Consider the following 16,906-nt stretch of genomic DNA (forward strand, 5'->3'; position numbering starts at 1 on the left):
GACGATCACTTGAGCACGACGGACCCCGCGCACGGGGCCGTCACTTGCAGCTGTTCTTACTGCGGGTTGGCACGGGTGCTGGACAGCAGTTGCTTCAGGTTGGCTGCCTTCGGCTTCACCAGCCAGAAGCGCCGCACGTAGTCGTCCAGGTTCTCCGAGAGCTCACGCCCCCACTCGCTGCCGGTTTCTTCCACGTACTCGGCAAGGACGCGCGCCAAGTGGCTGCGGTAAGCCTCCATCGCTTCACCACTGATGCGCTGAATTTCCACCAGCTCATGGTTGAGTTTGTCGACGAAGGTGTTGTCCATGTCGAGCACGTAGGCGAAGCCGCCAGTCATGCCAGAACCGAAGTTGTAACCGGTCTTGCCCAAGACGCAGACAAAGCCACCGGTCATGTACTCACAGCAGTGATCGCCAGTGCCCTCGACAACAGCGTGGGCGCCGGAGTTACGCACAGCGAAGCGCTCGCCCGCGGTACCGGCGGCAAACAGCTTGCCGCCAGTGGCACCGTACAGGCAGGTGTTGCCGACGATGGCGCTGTGCTGGGTTTCGAACGGGCTGCCGGCTGGCGGCACGATGGTGACCTTGCCACCGGTCATGCCCTTGCCGACGTAGTCGTTGGCATCACCTTGCAGGTGCAGGTTCAGGCCGCCGGCGTTCCATACGCCGAAGCTCTGGCCCGCAGTACCCTTGAAGCGGAAGGTGATCGGGTTGGCGGCCATGCCCTGGTTGCCGTACAGCTTGGCGATTTCGCCAGAGATACGGGCACCGATGGAACGGTCGCAGTTGCAGATGTCGAGGTCGAACTCGCCACCGGCCTGGTCGCGAATCGCTGGCAGGGCCATTTCCACCATTTTCTCGGCCAACTCGCCCTTGTCGAACGGCGGGTTCTTGTCGACTTCGCAGAACTGCGGCTTGTCTGCCGGAATGTGCGAGCTGCCCAGCAGCGGCGACAGGTCCAGGTACTGCTGGCGCTCGGTGTCGCCTGGCAGTACGTCGAGCAGGTCGGTACGGCCGATCAGTTCGCCGAGGCTGCGCACGCCCAGCTTGGCCAGCCACTCACGGGTTTCTTCGGCAACGAAGGTGAAGAAGTTGATCACCATGTCGACGGTGCCGATGTAGTGGTCCTTGCGCAGCTTGTCGTTCTGGGTGGCTACGCCGGTGGCGCAGTTGTTCAGGTGGCAGATACGCAGGTACTTGCAGCCCAGGGCGATCATTGGTGCGGTGCCGAAGCCGAAGCTTTCGGCGCCGAGGATGGCTGCCTTGATCACGTCCAGGCCAGTTTTCAGGCCACCGTCGGTCTGTACCCGTACCTTGCCGCGCAGGTCGTTGCCGCGCAGGGTCTGGTGGGTTTCAGCCAGGCCCAGTTCCCATGGGGCGCCAGCGTACTTGATCGAGGTCAGCGGCGACGCACCAGTGCCACCGTCGTAACCGGAAATGGTGATCAGGTCTGCATAAGCCTTGGCCACACCAGCGGCAATCGTACCGACGCCAGCCTCGGCCACCAATTTGACCGACACCAGCGCCTGCGGGTTGACCTGCTTGAGGTCGTAGATCAGCTGGGCAAGGTCTTCGATCGAGTAGATATCGTGGTGCGGCGGCGGTGAGATCAGGGTCACGCCAGGTACCGCATAGCGCAGCTTGGCGATCAGGCCGTTGACCTTGCCGCCCGGCAGCTGGCCGCCCTCACCGGGCTTGGCGCCCTGGGCAACCTTGATCTGCAGCACCTCGGCGTTGACCAGGTATTCCGGGGTCACACCAAAGCGGCCGGTGGCCACCTGCTTGATCTTCGAGCTCTTGATGGTGCCGTAGCGCGACGGGTCTTCACCGCCCTCACCGGAGTTGGAACGCGCACCCAGGCGGTTCATGGCTTCGGCCAACGCTTCGTGGGCTTCCGGCGACAGTGCGCCCAGCGAGATACCGGCGGAATCGAAGCGCTTGAGGATAGCCTCCAGCGGTTCGATCTGCTCCAGCGCCAGTGGCTGGTCGGCCACTTTCACTTTCAGCAGGTCGCGGATCATCGATACCGGGCGCTGGTCGACCAGCGTGGTGTATTCCTTGAACTTGGCGTAGTCGCCCTGCTGCACAGCGGCTTGCAGGGTGTTGACCACATCCGGGTTGTAAGCGTGGTATTCGCCACCGTGGACGAACTTCAGCAGGCCACCTTGCTGAATCGGCTTGCGCGCGCTCCAGGCTTCGGCCGCCAGCAGCTTCTGGTCGCTTTCCAGGTCAACGAAACGCGCCCCCTTGATGCGGCTGGACACACCCTTGAAGCTCAGACCGACCACTTCTTCGGCCAAACCGATGGCTTCGAACAGCTGCGCACCACGGTACGAGGCGATGGTGGAGATACCCATCTTCGACAGGATCTTCAGCAGGCCTTTGGAGATGCCTTTGCGGTAGTACTTGAAGACTTCGTCCAGGTCGCCCAGCACTTCGCCGGTGCGGATCAGGTCGGCCAGTACTTCATACGCCAGGTACGGGTAAACGGCCGAGGCACCGAAGCCCAGCAGCACAGCGAAATGATGCGGGTCACGGGCGGTGGCGGTTTCCACCAGGATGTTGCTGTCGCAACGCAGGCCTTGCTCGGTCAGGCGGTGATGCACCGCACCAACGGCCAACGACGCATGCACAGGCAGCTTGCCTGGGGCGATATAACGGTCGCTCAGCACCAGCTGGGTCTTGCCCGCGCGCACAGCCTCTTCGGCCTGGTCGGCGATGTTGCGAATGGCCGCTTCCAGGCCGATGCCCTGCTCGTAATTGAGGTCGATCAGCTGGCGGTCGAAGCCTTCGCGCTCCAGGTTCATCAGCGAACGCCACTTGGCGGGCGAAATGACCGGCGAGCTGAGGATGACCCGCGATGCGTGCTCCGGGGACTCCTGGAAGATGTTGCGCTCGGCACCCAGGCAGATTTCCAGCGACATCACGATCGCTTCACGCAGCGGATCGATCGGTGGGTTGGTCACCTGAGCGAACTGCTGGCGGAAGAAATCGTACGGCGACCGCACACGCTGCGACAGCACGGCCATTGGCGTGTCGTCACCCATCGAGCCAACGGCTTCCTGGCCCTGCTCACCCAGCGGGCGCAGCACCTGGTCACGCTCTTCGAAGGTGACCTGGAACATCTTCATGTATTGCTTGAGCTGGTCAGCGTCGTAGCTGGCCACACCCTGGTCGTCGGTCAGCGTCGCCTGAATGCGGGTAGCGTGCTGACGCAGCCAGCGCTTGTACGGGTGACGCGACTTAAGGCGGTTGTCGATGGCGTCGGTGTCGAGGATCTGGCCGGTTTCGGTGTCCACGGCAAGGATTTGACCTGGGCCGACACGGCCCTTGGCCAGCACCTCCTCAGGCTGATAGCCCCAAACGCCGATTTCCGAGGCGATGGTGATGTAGCCGTTGGTGGTGGTTACCCAGCGCGCCGGGCGCAGGCCGTTGCGGTCGAGCAGGCACACCGCGTGGCGGCCTTCGGTCATGACGATACCGGCCGGGCCATCCCACGGCTCCATGTGCATGGAGTTGTATTCGTAGAAGGCGCGCAGGTCGGCGTCCATGGTCTCGACGTTCTGCCAGGCTGGCGGTACCAGCATGCGCACGCCGCGGAACAGGTCGATGCCACCGGTGACCATCAACTCCAGCATGTTGTCCATGCTCGACGAGTCGGAACCGACGCGGTTGACCAGCGGGCCAAGCTCTTCGAGGTCGGGGATCTGGTCGTTGGCGAACTTGGTGCGACGGGCCATTGCCCAGTTGCGGTTGCCGGTGATGGTGTTGATCTCGCCGTTGTGGGCGAGGAAGCGGAACGGTTGCGCCAGCGGCCATTTCGGCAGGGTGTTGGTGGAGAAGCGCTGGTGAAACACGCAGATCGCGGTTTGCAGGCGCTCGTCACCCAGGTCTGGATAGAACGCCGCGAGATCGCGCGGCATCATCAGGCCTTTGTAGATGATGGTCTTGTGCGAGAAGCTGCAGATGTAGTGGTCGCTATCGTGGGCGTTGGCCACCGACGAACGGCGACGGGCACTGAACAGCTTGATGGCGAATTCCTGGTCGCTCAGGCCTTCACCGCCGATGAACACCTGCTCGATCTGCGGCAGACGCTCCAGGGCCAGGCGGCCCAGCACGCTGGTGTCGATCGGCACCTTGCGCCATCCGACCAGCTTCAGGCCAGCGGCGAGGATTTCGCGGTCCATGTTAGCGCGAGCCGCTTCGGCTTTGACCGGGTCCTGGTTGAAGAACACCATGCCGACGGCGTATTGCTTGGGCAGCTCGACGGCGAAGTGTTCCTGGGCCACGGCACGCAGAAATTGATCGGGCTTCTGCATAAGCAGACCGCAACCGTCACCGGTCTTGCCGTCGGCGTTGATGCCGCCGCGGTGGGTCATGCAAGTCAGTGCCTGCATGGCGGTTTGCAGAAGGTGGTGGCTCGGTTCACCCGTCATATGGGCGATCAGGCCAAAACCACAGTTGTCCTTGAATTCTTCGGGATGGTACAGACCTGTTTTCATAGACACATTCTCACCAGGTTCACCTCTCAACGGAGGCAAATCTCTTTTTTAACAACCACTTACCATCCACGCCGATCAAACGCCAGCTTTTTTGCGGTGGCCATGGAAAACCATTGTTGCACAGCGACAGCGATGCCCACAAATTTTCATGTCTCACCATTGAAAATTTATGTCGCAATTTTGAATGTTTTTGCGCCATGCGCCGTGATAGCGGCTTGGCTTGAGTCTGAAGCGTTTCAGCCATGACTGCAACTAGGGGCTTGTGGCCGGCAGTCTGGGACAGAAAAGCCTGCCGCGCTCGGGCGCAGCAGGCTAGTCGAAAGCTAGAATTCGCTTAGCTACAGGGCGGCGGGGTGATGCCGCCCGGAAGGTATCAGCGGGCCGTGGCCAGCTCTTGTTGGACGCTGCCCACGGTACGTGGCCAAGGTTTACCAGCCTGGACCTTCGCTGGCAAGTTCTTGATTGCTGCAACCGCTGCGTCGCGGTTGGCGAAGCTGCCGTAAGTGACTACATACAGTGGCTTGCCCTGCAGGTTTTTCTTGAAGTAGCGATAGTCGCTACCCTGGGCCTTGACGTATGCCTGGGCCGAAGCTTCGGAGCTGGTGCCGAGGATCTGCACCACATAATTACCTGGCTTCTGCCCCGCGTACCAACCACCGCTGCCACCGCCAGCGGCCGCTGGTTTCTCGGCAGGTTTGGCGGCCGGCTTGGCCACGGCAACCTGGGTCGGCGCGGGAGCAGGCTTGGCAGGCGCAACCGGTTTTACGGGCTGGGTTGCAACAGGCTTTGGCGCAGGCGCAACCGGCTGCACAGGCGCACTGGCGACTGGCTGAGCAGGCGCGGGGGCCGGGCCTGCCGGCACACCTTGCGGCGGCGCGATGGTAGTCACGGTAGGTGGTGGGTTGCCAGGCTGCAGGGCGGTATCACCTGCCGGGCTGCCTTCTTCGCCCTCGCCCATGCCTGCGGCCTGGGCCAACGGCTCGCGCATCACCGGCTGCGACTGGCCAACCAGCGGCAGCGGCATGGGCTGGGACGAGCCAGAGAACTCGATGGCAGCACCCTGCTTGCCGTCGCCCAGTGGCAACTGAGCCTGGGCGGCTGGCGCTTCGGCGGGGGCCTTGTCGCTTTTCTTGGGCATCAATACTGCAGCCGCAACGGCGACCACGACCACAGCGGACAGCGCGAGCACATGTTTTTTAGGCATCTTGAACCCCATGGATGGTCGCTTGGCCGTCGAGCGGCTGGCGATCATGGCTTCGATCAAAGTGTCACGGGCGACCTGGTTGATATTGCCAGGCCAACCGTCGGAGTTTTCATGGATATCGGCGATCTGTTCACGGCTGAACACCTCGATGCCCCGGCCGGCGCCCTCCAGGCGCTGCTCCAGGTATTCGCGGGTTTCTTCCTCACTGTAGGGGGCAAGCTCGATGATGTGGAAGCGTTCTTCCTCGACATTGAGCTCGTCCAGCCCGGCAATCAGCGATGGCTCACCGAACAGGAACACGTGCGGGCGCCCTTCCGGCACCCCCGCCGCCAATTCCAGCAACGCTTGGAGTGCCGACTCGTCGAGTTGTTCCGCATCGTCCACCAGCAAATACACTTCCTGCCCGGTCAGTGCCAGCTGCACCACTTTGGACAGGATCGCCTGCACTTCAGGCTGGGCCACACCAAGGTCCTGGGCGACGTGGGCGAGCATGCTGGAGGCATCGCTGGCGCTGCGGGCAGACACCACCACACTTTGCACAGCCTGTTTGTTGGTGCTGGCCACCAAGGCCTGGCGCAGCAGCGACTTACCGCTGCCCAGCGGGCCGCTGACCACCAGCATCAACTGGCTGTAGCGCGCCAGGTGGTGCAGTTGGCCGAGCACGGGCTTGCGCTGGGCCGGGAAGAACTTGAAACCGGGCACGCGGGGCGCGAACGGATCGTGGCTCAACTGGTAATGGTCGAGAAAGGCCTCATCGGCATGCAAACTGGTCATTGCGCTGTCACAACCTCAAAGCTGGGCCACGATCGCGCGGTAATCCGCCGACAGCGTGGCCTGTAGAATCTCTTTCGAATAGTCGTCGGTCACCACGGCCTCGCCCATCTGGCGCAACAGCACCAGACGCAGACGACCGTCGAGCACCTTCTTGTCGACCGCCATGTGCTCCATGAAATGCGCCGGGGTCATTTCCTGTGGTGGCACCACCGGCAAACCTGCATCCTGCAACAGGCGGATACCGCGATCGCGCTCGGCCTGGTCGATCCAGCCAAGACGCATGGACATTTCCAGGGCCATCACCGTGCCCGCCGCCACGGCCTCGCCGTGCAACCACACGCCATAGCCCATGTGGGTTTCGATGGCATGCCCGAAGGTATGCCCCAGGTTCAGCGTGGCCCGTACGCCCGACTCGCGCTCGTCAGCCCCCACTACTGCGGCCTTGGCCGCGCAGGAGCGGCGGATGGCCTCGGTCAGGGCTGCCGAGTCGAGGGCGCGCAGGGCCTGCATATTGTCTTCGAGCCAGGCGAGGAACGGTTTGTCGCAAATCAGGCCGTACTTGATCACTTCGGCCAGGCCTGCGGACAGTTCGCGCGCGGGCAGGGTCTTGAGGCTGGTGGTATCGATCAGTACCGCATTGGGCTGATAGAAGGCACCGACCATGTTCTTGCCCAGCGGGTGATTGATGCCGGTCTTGCCGCCCACCGAAGAGTCGACCTGGGACAACAGGGTGGTCGGCACCTGGATGAAGTCGACACCGCGCTGGTAGCAAGCGGCAGCGAAGCCGGCCATGTCGCCGATCACGCCGCCGCCCAGGGCGACCACGGTGGTGCGACGATCATGGCGGGCTGTCAGCAAGCCATCGAAAATCAGTTGCAGGGTTTCCCAATTCTTGTGGGCTTCGCCATCGGGCAACACCACCGGCAGTACCGAGTAGGCACCCAGGGTCTTGCTCAGGCGTTCGAGATACAGGGGGGCGACGGTCTCGTTGGAAACGATGGCAACCTGCCGGCCGGCAATGTGCGGCGCCAGCAGTTCGGGCTGGTCCAGCAGGCCTTCGCCAATGTAGATCGGGTAGCTACGCTCGCCCAGGTCGACCTTTAGTGTCTGCATGTATCCCCACAATGTACTTGGGCGCGGCGCCATTCGGGCAACCTGCGCGGTAACGTTGAACCTCGCCCCGGCTGGTGGCCGAGAATAGTCCCGGGTTAACGGGGCGGCAACTGCTGCAAGCGCTCAAGAATATCGATCACCACCATGCGTGGCGGCCGCTCATCGGTTTCCACGACCAGGTCGGCGATTTCGCGGTAGAGCGGGTCGCGGGTTTCCAGCAAGGTACGCAAGGTTGCCTCGGGATTGGCGGTACGCAGCAGCGGGCGGTTGCGGTCGCGCGCGGTGCGCCCGACCTGCTGCTCCACCGAAGCATGCAGGTAGATCACCCGGCCTCCCCGATAAAGCGCCTGACGGTTGGCTTCACGCATCACCGCGCCGCCGCCGGTGGCCAGGACCACGCCGTCGAGCGCGCACAGCTCGGCGATCATCGCTTGCTCGCGATCACGGAAACCCGGCTCGCCTTCCTTGTCGAAAATCCACGGGATGTTGGCGCCGCATCGCAGTTCGATTTCCTTGTCGGAATCCTTGAACAGCAGGCGCAGCTCTTTGGCCAATAGGCGTCCGATGGTGCTTTTACCAGCGCCCATGGGCCCCACAAGTATCAAATTTCGCACAGAATCAACGACTCACAGCAATCGCCTGGTCACTCATGATACGCGGAGTCAGGAAGACCAGCAGCTCGGATTTTTTCTCTTGTAATGCATCGCGTCGAAACAGCCGCCCAACATACGGCAGATCGCCGAAAAATGGCACCTTGTCGACCACATTGTTTTGCGAAGTCGAGTAAACGCCACCAATCACGATCGTTTCGCCATCAGCCACACGAACCTTGGCATTTACCTCGTTCTTGCGGATCGGCGGTACGTTGTTCAAGGCATTGACGTAATCCGGCTCGTCCTTGGTCACCCTGACGGTCATGATCACCTTATTGTCCGGGGTGATCTGCGGGGTAACTTCCAACGACAGCGACGCTTCGCGAAAAGATACCGAGGTCGCACCGCTTTGGCTGGTTTCCTGGTAAGGCACCTCGGTTCCCTTGAGGATCCTCGCCGTTTCCTTGTCGGCCGTGACCACCTTGGGCTGCGAAATGATCTCGCCGTTACCACTCTTTTCCATGGCGCTGAGCTCAAGGTCCAGCAACACGTCCCCGCGCAATAACCCAAGGCCGATACTGCCGCCGGCACGCTCGACGCCGAGATCGACGAACAATTCTTTGCCTGGCCGCAGTTGCGCGCCGTATAGCGGCCCGCCCCAGCGCACCCCCAGGCTCTTTTCGTAATCGACGTTGGCCTCGACGATACGCGCCTCGATCGCTACCTGGCGCACCGGCACATCCAACTGCGTCACCAGTTGCCGCAATTCGGCCAGGCGGCCGGCAGGCAGGTGCACCACCAGGGTATTGGTGCGCTCATCGACACTCAGGCTACCCGTGAGAATACCGTCACCCACCAGGCTCGCCTGTAGCAACTCCGCCAAATCGGCAGCCTTGGCGTGGTGAATAGGCAGCAGTTCCCGACGCAAAGGTTGCAACTGCGCTTCCAGCACTTGCCCCGCACGGGTCTCGGCTGACTGTGCGGCAAAGTCGGCGGCAGGCGCCACCAACAGCACATTACCCTCCTGGCGCCGAGCCAGGCCCTTGCTGCGCAACACCAGGTCCAGTGCCTGATCCCACGGCACGTCCTGCAAGCGCATCGTGACGTTGCCTTGCACCGCATCGCTGGCTACCAAGTTTACCCCGGCATAGTCCGCCAGTACCTGCAGTACCGCGCGCACCTCTACATCCTGAAAGTTCAACGATAGCGGCTCACCCTCATAAGACGTCGCCGACGCCAGCGGAACCGACAGCAGGGTTGCCAGCAGATATTTCATCCACGTTTTCATTCTGGTCCGAGGCCTCCTTGCCCAGGCGCTTGGCAAGGGTGATGAACGCCGTGCGTTCGTGCCACTCCCCCGCCATGAACAGCCGCTCCCGCACTTCGACCTGACGTTGGTCGATGTACGCCACCACCCCCTGATCACGCCCTACCCGGTCACCTGGGCGCACGCGGTAAAGCCTGCCAGCCGCCATCAGCAATGCTTCGCGTGCCGCCCCGCGCGCCAGGCTACCGACCATCTCCAGCTGCGCCAGCGGCACACCGGCCAGCCCCGTTGCGGTCAACCGCGCCGCCACGGGGCAAACGGGTCTACGGCAGGCGCAGCCATTGCAGCCCTTGCCGGTAGCCGCGCCAGCATCGCAGGTGCCTTCATGGGTGCGGGCGCGTCATAGGCATAAACCCGCAACCGCAGGCGCAACAGCCCAGGCTGGCGATCAACAGCAGCCAGGCTCATGTCATCGCTGTGCAGCACTCGCACCTGCCCCAACCAGTCGTCCAACCACAACCGCAAGGCTGAGTAACGCCCCACCACTTGCAACTCCAGCGGCACTTTGCGCAAACCAGCCTGTTGCTCGCCCTTATCGACATCGAGGCGCTCGACCAGCAAACCCTGCGCATGCCCCGTCACCGCCAGGCGCTCAAGCAGGTCACTCATGCCCTCCCCGCCAGCCAGTTGCCAGCGCGCCTCCTGCAACCGCTGCTCGGCGGCCACCACAGCAGCCCGCAACTGCTCAAGCTCGGCCAACCGCAATGCACTGGCTGCCTGCCTCTGATTCAATTCGGCGTACCTGACATCCTCGCGTGACTGCTGCTGAATCAGTGCCGGCAGGCGCATCGCGCAGCCCAGGCTGAACAACACAGCGGCTACCAGCGCTGGCGCCAGTCGTCGGCAGCGATCGGAGCGCTCGACCACAGCCAACCAAGCGAGAAGCTGTGCAGTACTCACGACCAAAACGCCGAAACGCGCGCGGTCAGCAGGAATTCATCGCCGCCCGGCAGGCTCTTGATGCGCTTGAGTTCCAAATCGAGCAAAACGCTCGAGCGGTTCAAGTCACGCATGAACTGCGCAACCACAGCACCGGATGCAGCCAAGCCGGTCATCTGCAGGCGGCCGCTTTCAAGGCTGAGCTCAAGGAGTTGCACACCTTCAGGCAAAGCCCCCTCAAGGTCAGCGAACAGACCGGCCAACATCCCCTGGTGGGCACGCAAGCCTTCCAGCGCCGAGGCCCGGGCGAGCAATGCTGCATGCTGCGTGCGTACATCGGCCAGCGGCCGCAACTGCTCGTCCAGCTCCTCAAGGGCAGCCTGGAACTGGGTATTGGCCAGCGCCTGCTGCTGCCCGCGCTGGCGGGCCAATTGATCGACCAGCATCACGGCGCACAAGGCCAGTAAAGCGCCAGCAACCAGCTGGCCGCGAAAACGCCGCAGCGCAGCCTGACGCTGCCGTTCACGCCATGGCAGAAGGTTTAACCGCATCATGGGCGCAACCCTCCCACGGCCAAGGCACAGGCCAGGAGCATCGACCCATCGACATGCTCAAGCCCCGTCAGGCCGGGCAGGCACCTGCACGGCAGGTTCAGCCGATTGCCAAGCCCTTGCAACCAGCCTGAGTCAATCGCTGAGCTGCTGCTAATCCACAAGCCCGCAGGCAGGTTTTTGTCGGTCAGCAGCGCCTGCAAATGCTCTGGCAACAGCCCGCTAGTCTCCAAACCGGAGACTGGCAGCTCACGGCGCTGGTATACCCTGCCCGGCAGCCAGTCATAGAGGGTCAGGCTGCGAGCGTCGACACGCAACAACGCCGCCCCCTCCGAGCCGCCCCGTGGCAACATGCGGCACAAAGCAATGTTGTCGACCTCGACGGCTTCCAACTGCAAGCCCGCCGCCTCGACCACTGATTCAAGTGACGCCAGCGCGCTCTGCCGACAGGCAGCAACCATCACCTCACTGCAGCCTGGCTGAACACTGGAAGCCCCCAAGACCTGAAAATCCAGGGCCAGGTCTTCCAGTGGAAACGGAAACAGCCGCTCAGCATCGGCCAGCAACCGCGCCTCCAACTGCGCTTCGTTCTGTTGCGCAGGCAGGTGGCACAGTTTGCAGATGACCTGGCTGGCCGGTAATGCCAGCGCCACCCGGCGCTGCTTGAGCCCGCTACGCTGGTAGGCGCGCTGTAACGCAGCCACCACTGCATCAGGCTCCGCCACCCAATCATCACCCAGCGGTGCCATAAGCGGTTCTTGTGCCGACCCCACCACCCGCCAGCGTCGATTGCGCTGCTGCAGTTGCAGCATGCGAACGGCATCCGGGGCAATTTCCACCCCCACGAGTGAACCGGCATCCTTGCCGAAGCGTCCAAGCATCGCGACTTCCCTGCTGTCTGTGGCAACCCCGCGGCAACACTGGGCCGAGGCTATCCATCGAGGCGACGGGTAGCCTGGCCGGTAACCCGGAGAGGCGAAAAAATGCTTATAATGCCCAGCGTTTTTTGGTCCGCCGGACCCGCGTGCAATCCACTCCCAACCTGGACACCGAAAAGCCTTGATACGTCTGCTGAAGTTCTTCTGGTGGTCATCCGTCGCAGTCATCTGCGCGCTCGTACTCGGTGTGAGCGGTGCGTTTCTGTATCTTAGCCCCAGCCTGCCCTCGGTCGAGTCACTCAGAAGCATCCAGTTGCAGATCCCACTCAGGGTGTACAGCAGCGACGGCAAGCTGATTGCCGAATTCGGCGAAATGCGCCGCTCGCCGATCCGCTTCGCGGAAATTCCCCCACAATTCATTCAGGCGCTGCTGTCAGCTGAGGACGACAACTTCCTCAACCACTATGGTGTAGACCCCAGCAGCCTGATGCGTGCCGCGACCCAGCTGGTGAAAACCGGGCACATCCAGACCGGCGGCAGCACCATCACCATGCAGGTGGCGAAGAACTTCTTCCTCACCAGCGAGCGCAGCTTCTCGCGCAAGACCAACGAAATCCTGCTGGCCCTGCAAATCGAGCGTGAGCTGACCAAGGACGAAATCCTTGAGCTGTACGTGAACAAGATCTACCTGGGCAACCGCGCCTACGGTATCGACGCCGCTGCGCAGGTGTACTACGGCAAGTCGATCCGTGACGTGAGCCTGGCGCAGATGGCGATGATCGCCGGCCTGCCCAAAGCACCGTCGCGCTTCAACCCACTGGCCAACCCGGCACGTGCCAAGGAACGCCGCGACTGGATCCTCGGCCGCATGTACAAGCTGGGCAAGATCGACGAGGCCAGCTACCAGGCCGCCTTGGCCGAGCCGCTCAACGCCAGCTACCACGTACCGACGCCTGAAGTGAATGCCCCGTACATCGCTGAAATGGCCCGCGCGGAAATGGTCGGCCGTTACGGCAGCGATGCCTATACCGAGGGCTTCCGCGTCACGACCACCGTGCCCAGCGACATGCAGGAAATGGCCAACAAGGCCGTCCTCAACGGGCTTTCCGATTACGACGAACGCCACGGTTACCGCGGCCCTGAAGCACGCTTCCCGGGCCGTACCCAGGCAGCTTGGCTGCAGGAACTGGGCAAACAACGCACCCTCGGCGGCCTGGAGCCAGCCATTGTCACTCAAGTTGAAAAAACCGGCCTCAAAGTGCTGACCCGTGACGGCCAGGAAGCACAGGTTGCTTGGGACACCATGAAATGGGCGCGCCCGTTCATCAACAGCAACGCCCAGGGGCGCACACCGCAGTCGCCTTCCGACGTGGCACAGGTCGGTGACCTGGTGCGCTTGCAACGTCTGGAAGATGGCAAGTTCAAGTTCAGCCAGGTGCCCGGTGCGCAGAGTGCACTGGTTACCCTTGACCCCTACAACGGCGCCATCCGCGCCCTGGTCGGCGGCTTCTCGTTCGAGCAGAGCAACTACAACCGCGCCATGCAGGCCAAGCGCCAACCTGGCTCTAGTTTCAAGCCATTCATCTACAGCGCCGCGCTGGACAGCGGTTACACCGCCGCCACCCTGGTCAACGATGCGCCGATCGTGTTCGTTGACGAGTCGGTGGATAAAGTGTGGCGGCCGAAGAACGACACCAACACCTTCCTCGGCCCGATCCGCATGCGTGAGGCGCTGTACAAATCGCGCAACCTGGTGTCGATCCGCCTGCTGCAGGCCATGGGCGTGGACCGCACCATCGACTACATCGCCAAGTTCGGCTTCAACAAGCAGGACCTGCCGCGCAACCTGTCGCTGGCACTGGGTACCGCCACCCTGACCCCGATGGAAATCGCCACCGGGTGGAGCACCTTTGCCAACGGTGGCTACAAGATCACCCCTTACCTGATCGACCGCATCGAAAGCCGCAGCGGCGAGACGCTGTTTACTTCCAACCCAGCCCGCGTACCGCAAGGTGCCGAGGACCAGGCTGGCCTGGCCGCACCCGAGCAGCCAATCAGCACCGCCGCCATGCCAGGCGAAGCACCGCCTGCCTTCAGTCAGGTGGCAACTGCACCACAAGCGCCGGCGATAGCCGAACAGATCGTCGACGGGCGTACCACCTACATCCTCACCAGCATGCTGCAGGACGTGATCAAGCGCGGTACCGGTCGCCGGGCACTGGCCTTGGGCCGTACCGACCTGGCGGGCAAGACCGGTACCACCAACGAATCCAAGGACGCCTGGTTCTCGGGCTACAACGCCGACTACGTGACGACCGTGTGGGTCGGTTTCGACCAGCCAGAAACGCTCGGTCGCCGCGAGTACGGCGGTACGGCGGCGCTGCCGATCTGGATGAGTTTCATGGGCGCGGCGCTCAAGGACAAACCGGCGCATGCGCCAGCAGAACCGGAAGGCATCCTCAGCCTGCGGGTGGACCCGGTCAGCGGGCGCGCCGCCTCGCCGAGCACACCGAATGCCTACTTCGAGCTGTTCAAGGCCGAAGACTCGCCGCCATCGGTGGACGAGCTGGGCAATGGCGCGGCACCGGGCAGCCCGCTGCCAGCCGATGAAGCAGCGCCGATGGATCTGTTCTGAAGCAGGGTGTCTGACTCAGGATTTGCGTGGGCGCGCCAATCGAGCGCCGCCCGCGCGGCGCTCGATCTCATAGGCGCCAACAGTCTCATCACAAGCACCTTGCCACCCTGAAACATTTCCACGGCACAACAAAAAGCCCCGGCTCATCCGAGCCGGGGCTTTTTTATGTTGCTACAGCGGCAATCAGCCGTTGAACACTTCATCCACGCTGGTCAGCGGGTAGTGCTTCGGATACGGCAGGGTAGCCACACCGGATTCGATGGCGGCCTTGGCCACGGCGTCGGAAACGACGGTGATCAGGCGTGCGTCCAGCGGCTTCGGAATGATGTACTCACGACCGAACTCCAGGCCTTCGACACCGTAGGCTTCGCACACTTCCTTAGGCACTGGCAGCTTGGCCAGGTCTTTCAGGGCGATAGCAGCGGCGATCTTCATTTCTTCGTTGATGCGCTTGGCGCGAACGTCCAGGGCACCACGGAAGATGAACGGGAAGCCCAGTACGTTGTTGACCTGGTTCGGGTAGTCGGAACGACCGGTAGCCATGATCACGTCGCTGCGAGTGGCGTGCGCCAGCTCTGGCGAGATTTCCGGATCCGGGTTCGAGCAGGCGAACACGATTGGGTTGGCAGCCATCGACTTCAGGCCTTCCGGGCTCAGCAGGTTCGGGCCGGACAGACCTACGAACACGTCGGCACCGTCAAGGGCATCGGCCAGAGTGCGCTTGTCAGTAGCGTGGGCGAACTGCGCCTTGTACTGGTTCAGGTCGTCACGGCCAGCGTGGATCACGCCGCTACGGTCGATCATGTAGATGTTCTCGACCTTGGCACCCATGCTCACCAGCAGCTTCATGCAGGAGATGGCGGCAGCGCCGGCGCCGAGGCAGACGATCTTGGCGTCTTCCAGCTTCTTGCCGGCGATTTCCAGGGCGTTGATCATGCCGGCGGCGGTAACGATGGCGGTACCGTGCTGGTCATCGTGGAACACCGGGATGTCGCACTGCTCGATCAAGGTGCGCTCGATTTCGAAGCACTCAGGGGCCTTGATGTCTTCAAGGTTGATGCCACCGAAGGTGATCGAAATGCGGCGGACGGTGTCGATGAACGCTTGCGGGCTTTCCGACTCGACCTCGATGTCGAATACATCGATACCAGCGAAACGCTTGAACAGAACACCCTTGCCTTCCATGACCGGCTTGGAAGCCAGTGGGCCGAGGTCACCCAGACCGAGGATGGCGGTGCCATCGGAAATCACCGCAACCAGGTTGCCTTTGCCGGTGTATTTGTAAGCCAGCTCTGGATCACGGCCAATTTCGCGTACCGGCTCTGCAACACCTGGGCTGTAGGCCAGGGCGAGGTCACGGGCGGTGGCAGTGGGCTTGGAGAGTTCGACGCTCAGTTTCCCCGGACGAGGTTGAGCGTGATATTCGAGAGCGGCGGTTTTCAGGTCTGACATGGTGGGCATTCCGCTATTTACTGTTCTGACGGACCGCCGAGGATACGCAAAGAGCCGGGGAGTCACAAGACTGGTCGGTCACTTGTGTCAAGGCCTTTAGCCTACGACTTTACGCTATAACCCACGGGGCATACGGCTCACAGTGTGTACAATCCAATAGCGAAATGTCTACATCTTTTAGCCTGAAATTCGCTCCAACATGCTCGGATCGGTCAATGGCAACACCCAACGTCGCTGCCCAGGCTTGAGGCCGCCCCTGCGGGAACGATCCAGCACCCAACCACGCGCTTCGACCTGGCGTCCTTTGAGGTTATCGAAGAAGCTGGCAGGGAAGTTGCGCTGCAGACGAGCGGGAACCTGTAGCACCACAGCATCGTCCAGGGTCAGCCAGACCCCGCCGCGGTTGCGCTCGATGCCCTTGATGCGGCCACCGACCAAAGCAAAACCCGACTGCCTGACAGCGCTTGCGGGCACCACGGGCGAACGGCGCCACAGGTTGCTACCCGCCTTGCGCGCGGCTTGCTCCGCGAGCTGCTGGCAGCCGTTGAGGCGCACATTGGGGGCAACCGCCACGCGATAACCCAAGCCCTCGCTAAGCAACTGTGCTTCCAGATTGTTGCCATTACGGCCATAGACGTGCGCCAGTGTGCGGCCGTATTTGTCCTTGGATTCAACGCCAGGCACCAGCCCGACACGCCCGTCACTTTCCTGAACCAACGCCTGCAGGCGCCGCTTGGCTGCCTCGGCATAGGGCTCGCTGCTGCGCCCTTTGCGGCCGATTTCCGGAGCATTGATACCGATCAGCCGCACACTGCGGCCATCGGCCAGGCGCAAGGTATCGCCATCGACCACCTGTCGCACCGCTACCAACTGGGGCTTGCCTGGCAGCGGGCAGAACGCATGGGCCGAAGAATGCCAGATAGCGGCCACAAAAAGGCGCCCACAAGGGGCGCCTTCTTCAGCAACAACGCGAAGCCCGAAGGATTCGCCATGCGCAT

At 62.5% G+C, this 16,906-nt stretch carries 10 protein-coding genes and 2 pseudogenes; 1 reads left to right on the plus strand and 11 read right to left on the minus strand.

Annotated elements, in window-relative coordinates:
- Positions 1-56 precede the first annotated feature (56 nt).
- The 9 genes and pseudogenes from gltB to pilM all read right to left on the minus strand — a co-directional run bounded on the left by gltB (position 57) and on the right by pilM (position 11,824).
- Positions 57-4,502: a glutamate synthase large subunit gene (gene gltB, locus AB5975_08320; protein XDR21823.1), complete on the minus strand. Its 4,446-nt coding sequence runs from the start codon at positions 4,500-4,502 to the stop codon at positions 57-59.
- A gap of 19 nt (positions 4,503-4,521) precedes the next feature.
- Complete coding sequence (locus AB5975_08325; protein XDR21824.1) at positions 4,522-4,746, minus strand: hypothetical protein; 225 nt, start codon at positions 4,744-4,746, stop codon at positions 4,522-4,524.
- A 129-nt stretch (positions 4,747-4,875) separates the two neighbouring features.
- On the minus strand, positions 4,876-6,480 hold the full coding sequence (locus AB5975_08330) for an AAA family ATPase (GenBank protein ID XDR21825.1): 1,605 nt from the start codon (positions 6,478-6,480) through the stop codon (positions 4,876-4,878).
- A gap of 15 nt (positions 6,481-6,495) precedes the next feature.
- Positions 6,496-7,593: a 3-dehydroquinate synthase gene (gene aroB, locus AB5975_08335; protein ID XDR21826.1), complete on the minus strand. Its 1,098-nt coding sequence runs from the start codon at positions 7,591-7,593 to the stop codon at positions 6,496-6,498.
- A 95-nt stretch (positions 7,594-7,688) separates the two neighbouring features.
- Entirely contained in the window at positions 7,689-8,207 is a 519-nt protein-coding gene (gene aroK / locus AB5975_08340; protein ID XDR21827.1) for a shikimate kinase AroK, read from the minus strand.
- A 4-nt stretch (positions 8,208-8,211) separates the two neighbouring features.
- Positions 8,212-9,474 carry a type IV pilus secretin PilQ gene (locus tag AB5975_08345; GenBank protein XDR21828.1) on the minus strand — a complete coding sequence of 421 codons (1,263 nt, stop codon included), beginning with the start codon at positions 9,472-9,474 and terminating at the stop codon, positions 8,212-8,214.
- Positions 9,404-10,413, minus strand: a pseudogene (locus tag AB5975_08350) (pilus assembly protein PilP). Before AB5975_08350 ends, AB5975_08345 begins: the two are co-directional and overlap by 71 nt.
- On the minus strand, positions 10,410-10,946 hold the full coding sequence (locus tag AB5975_08355) for a PilN domain-containing protein (GenBank protein XDR21829.1): 537 nt from the start codon (positions 10,944-10,946) through the stop codon (positions 10,410-10,412). Before AB5975_08355 ends, AB5975_08350 begins: the two are co-directional and overlap by 4 nt.
- Positions 10,943-11,824 carry a type IV pilus biogenesis protein PilM gene (gene pilM / locus AB5975_08360; protein ID XDR21830.1) on the minus strand — a complete coding sequence of 294 codons (882 nt, stop codon included), beginning with the start codon at positions 11,822-11,824 and terminating at the stop codon, positions 10,943-10,945. Before pilM ends, AB5975_08355 begins: the two co-directional genes overlap by 4 nt.
- A gap of 178 nt (positions 11,825-12,002) precedes the next feature.
- Here pilM and AB5975_08365 point away from each other — a divergent pair, with 178 nt between their 5' ends.
- Positions 12,003-14,456 (plus strand): penicillin-binding protein 1A, encoded by a 2,454-nt coding sequence (locus AB5975_08365; protein ID XDR21831.1) that lies wholly within the window; start codon positions 12,003-12,005, stop codon positions 14,454-14,456.
- Between the two features lie 183 nt (positions 14,457-14,639).
- On the opposite strand, the gene AB5975_08370 is transcribed toward AB5975_08365, so the two are convergent.
- The gene (locus AB5975_08370; GenBank protein ID XDR21832.1) at positions 14,640-15,908 is read right to left on the minus strand and encodes a malic enzyme-like NAD(P)-binding protein; all 1,269 of its coding nucleotides are present in this window, start codon (positions 15,906-15,908) and stop codon (positions 14,640-14,642) included.
- A gap of 177 nt (positions 15,909-16,085) precedes the next feature.
- Positions 16,086-16,906: pseudogene (locus AB5975_08375) on the minus strand (thermonuclease family protein).

This window comes from Pseudomonas putida (assembly GCA_041071465.1).
Taxonomy (GTDB): domain Bacteria; phylum Pseudomonadota; class Gammaproteobacteria; order Pseudomonadales; family Pseudomonadaceae; genus Aquipseudomonas; species Aquipseudomonas putida_P.

Coding starts and splice junctions, on each gene's coding strand:
- AB5975_08345 (XDR21828.1), bottom strand. CDS start 9,474: ATGAAAACGTGGATGAAATATCTGCTGGCAACCCTGCTGTCGGTTCCG.
- pilM (XDR21830.1), bottom strand. CDS start 11,824: ATGCTTGGACGCTTCGGCAAGGATGCCGGTTCACTCGTGGGGGTGGAA.
- AB5975_08355 (XDR21829.1), bottom strand. CDS start 10,946: ATGATGCGGTTAAACCTTCTGCCATGGCGTGAACGGCAGCGTCAGGCT.
- AB5975_08330 (XDR21825.1), bottom strand. CDS start 6,480: ATGACCAGTTTGCATGCCGATGAGGCCTTTCTCGACCATTACCAGTTG.
- AB5975_08370 (XDR21832.1), bottom strand. CDS start 15,908: ATGTCAGACCTGAAAACCGCCGCTCTCGAATATCACGCTCAACCTCGT.
- aroB (XDR21826.1), bottom strand. CDS start 7,593: ATGCAGACACTAAAGGTCGACCTGGGCGAGCGTAGCTACCCGATCTAC.
- AB5975_08325 (XDR21824.1), bottom strand. CDS start 4,746: ATGGCTGAAACGCTTCAGACTCAAGCCAAGCCGCTATCACGGCGCATG.
- gltB (XDR21823.1), bottom strand. CDS start 4,502: ATGAAAACAGGTCTGTACCATCCCGAAGAATTCAAGGACAACTGTGGT.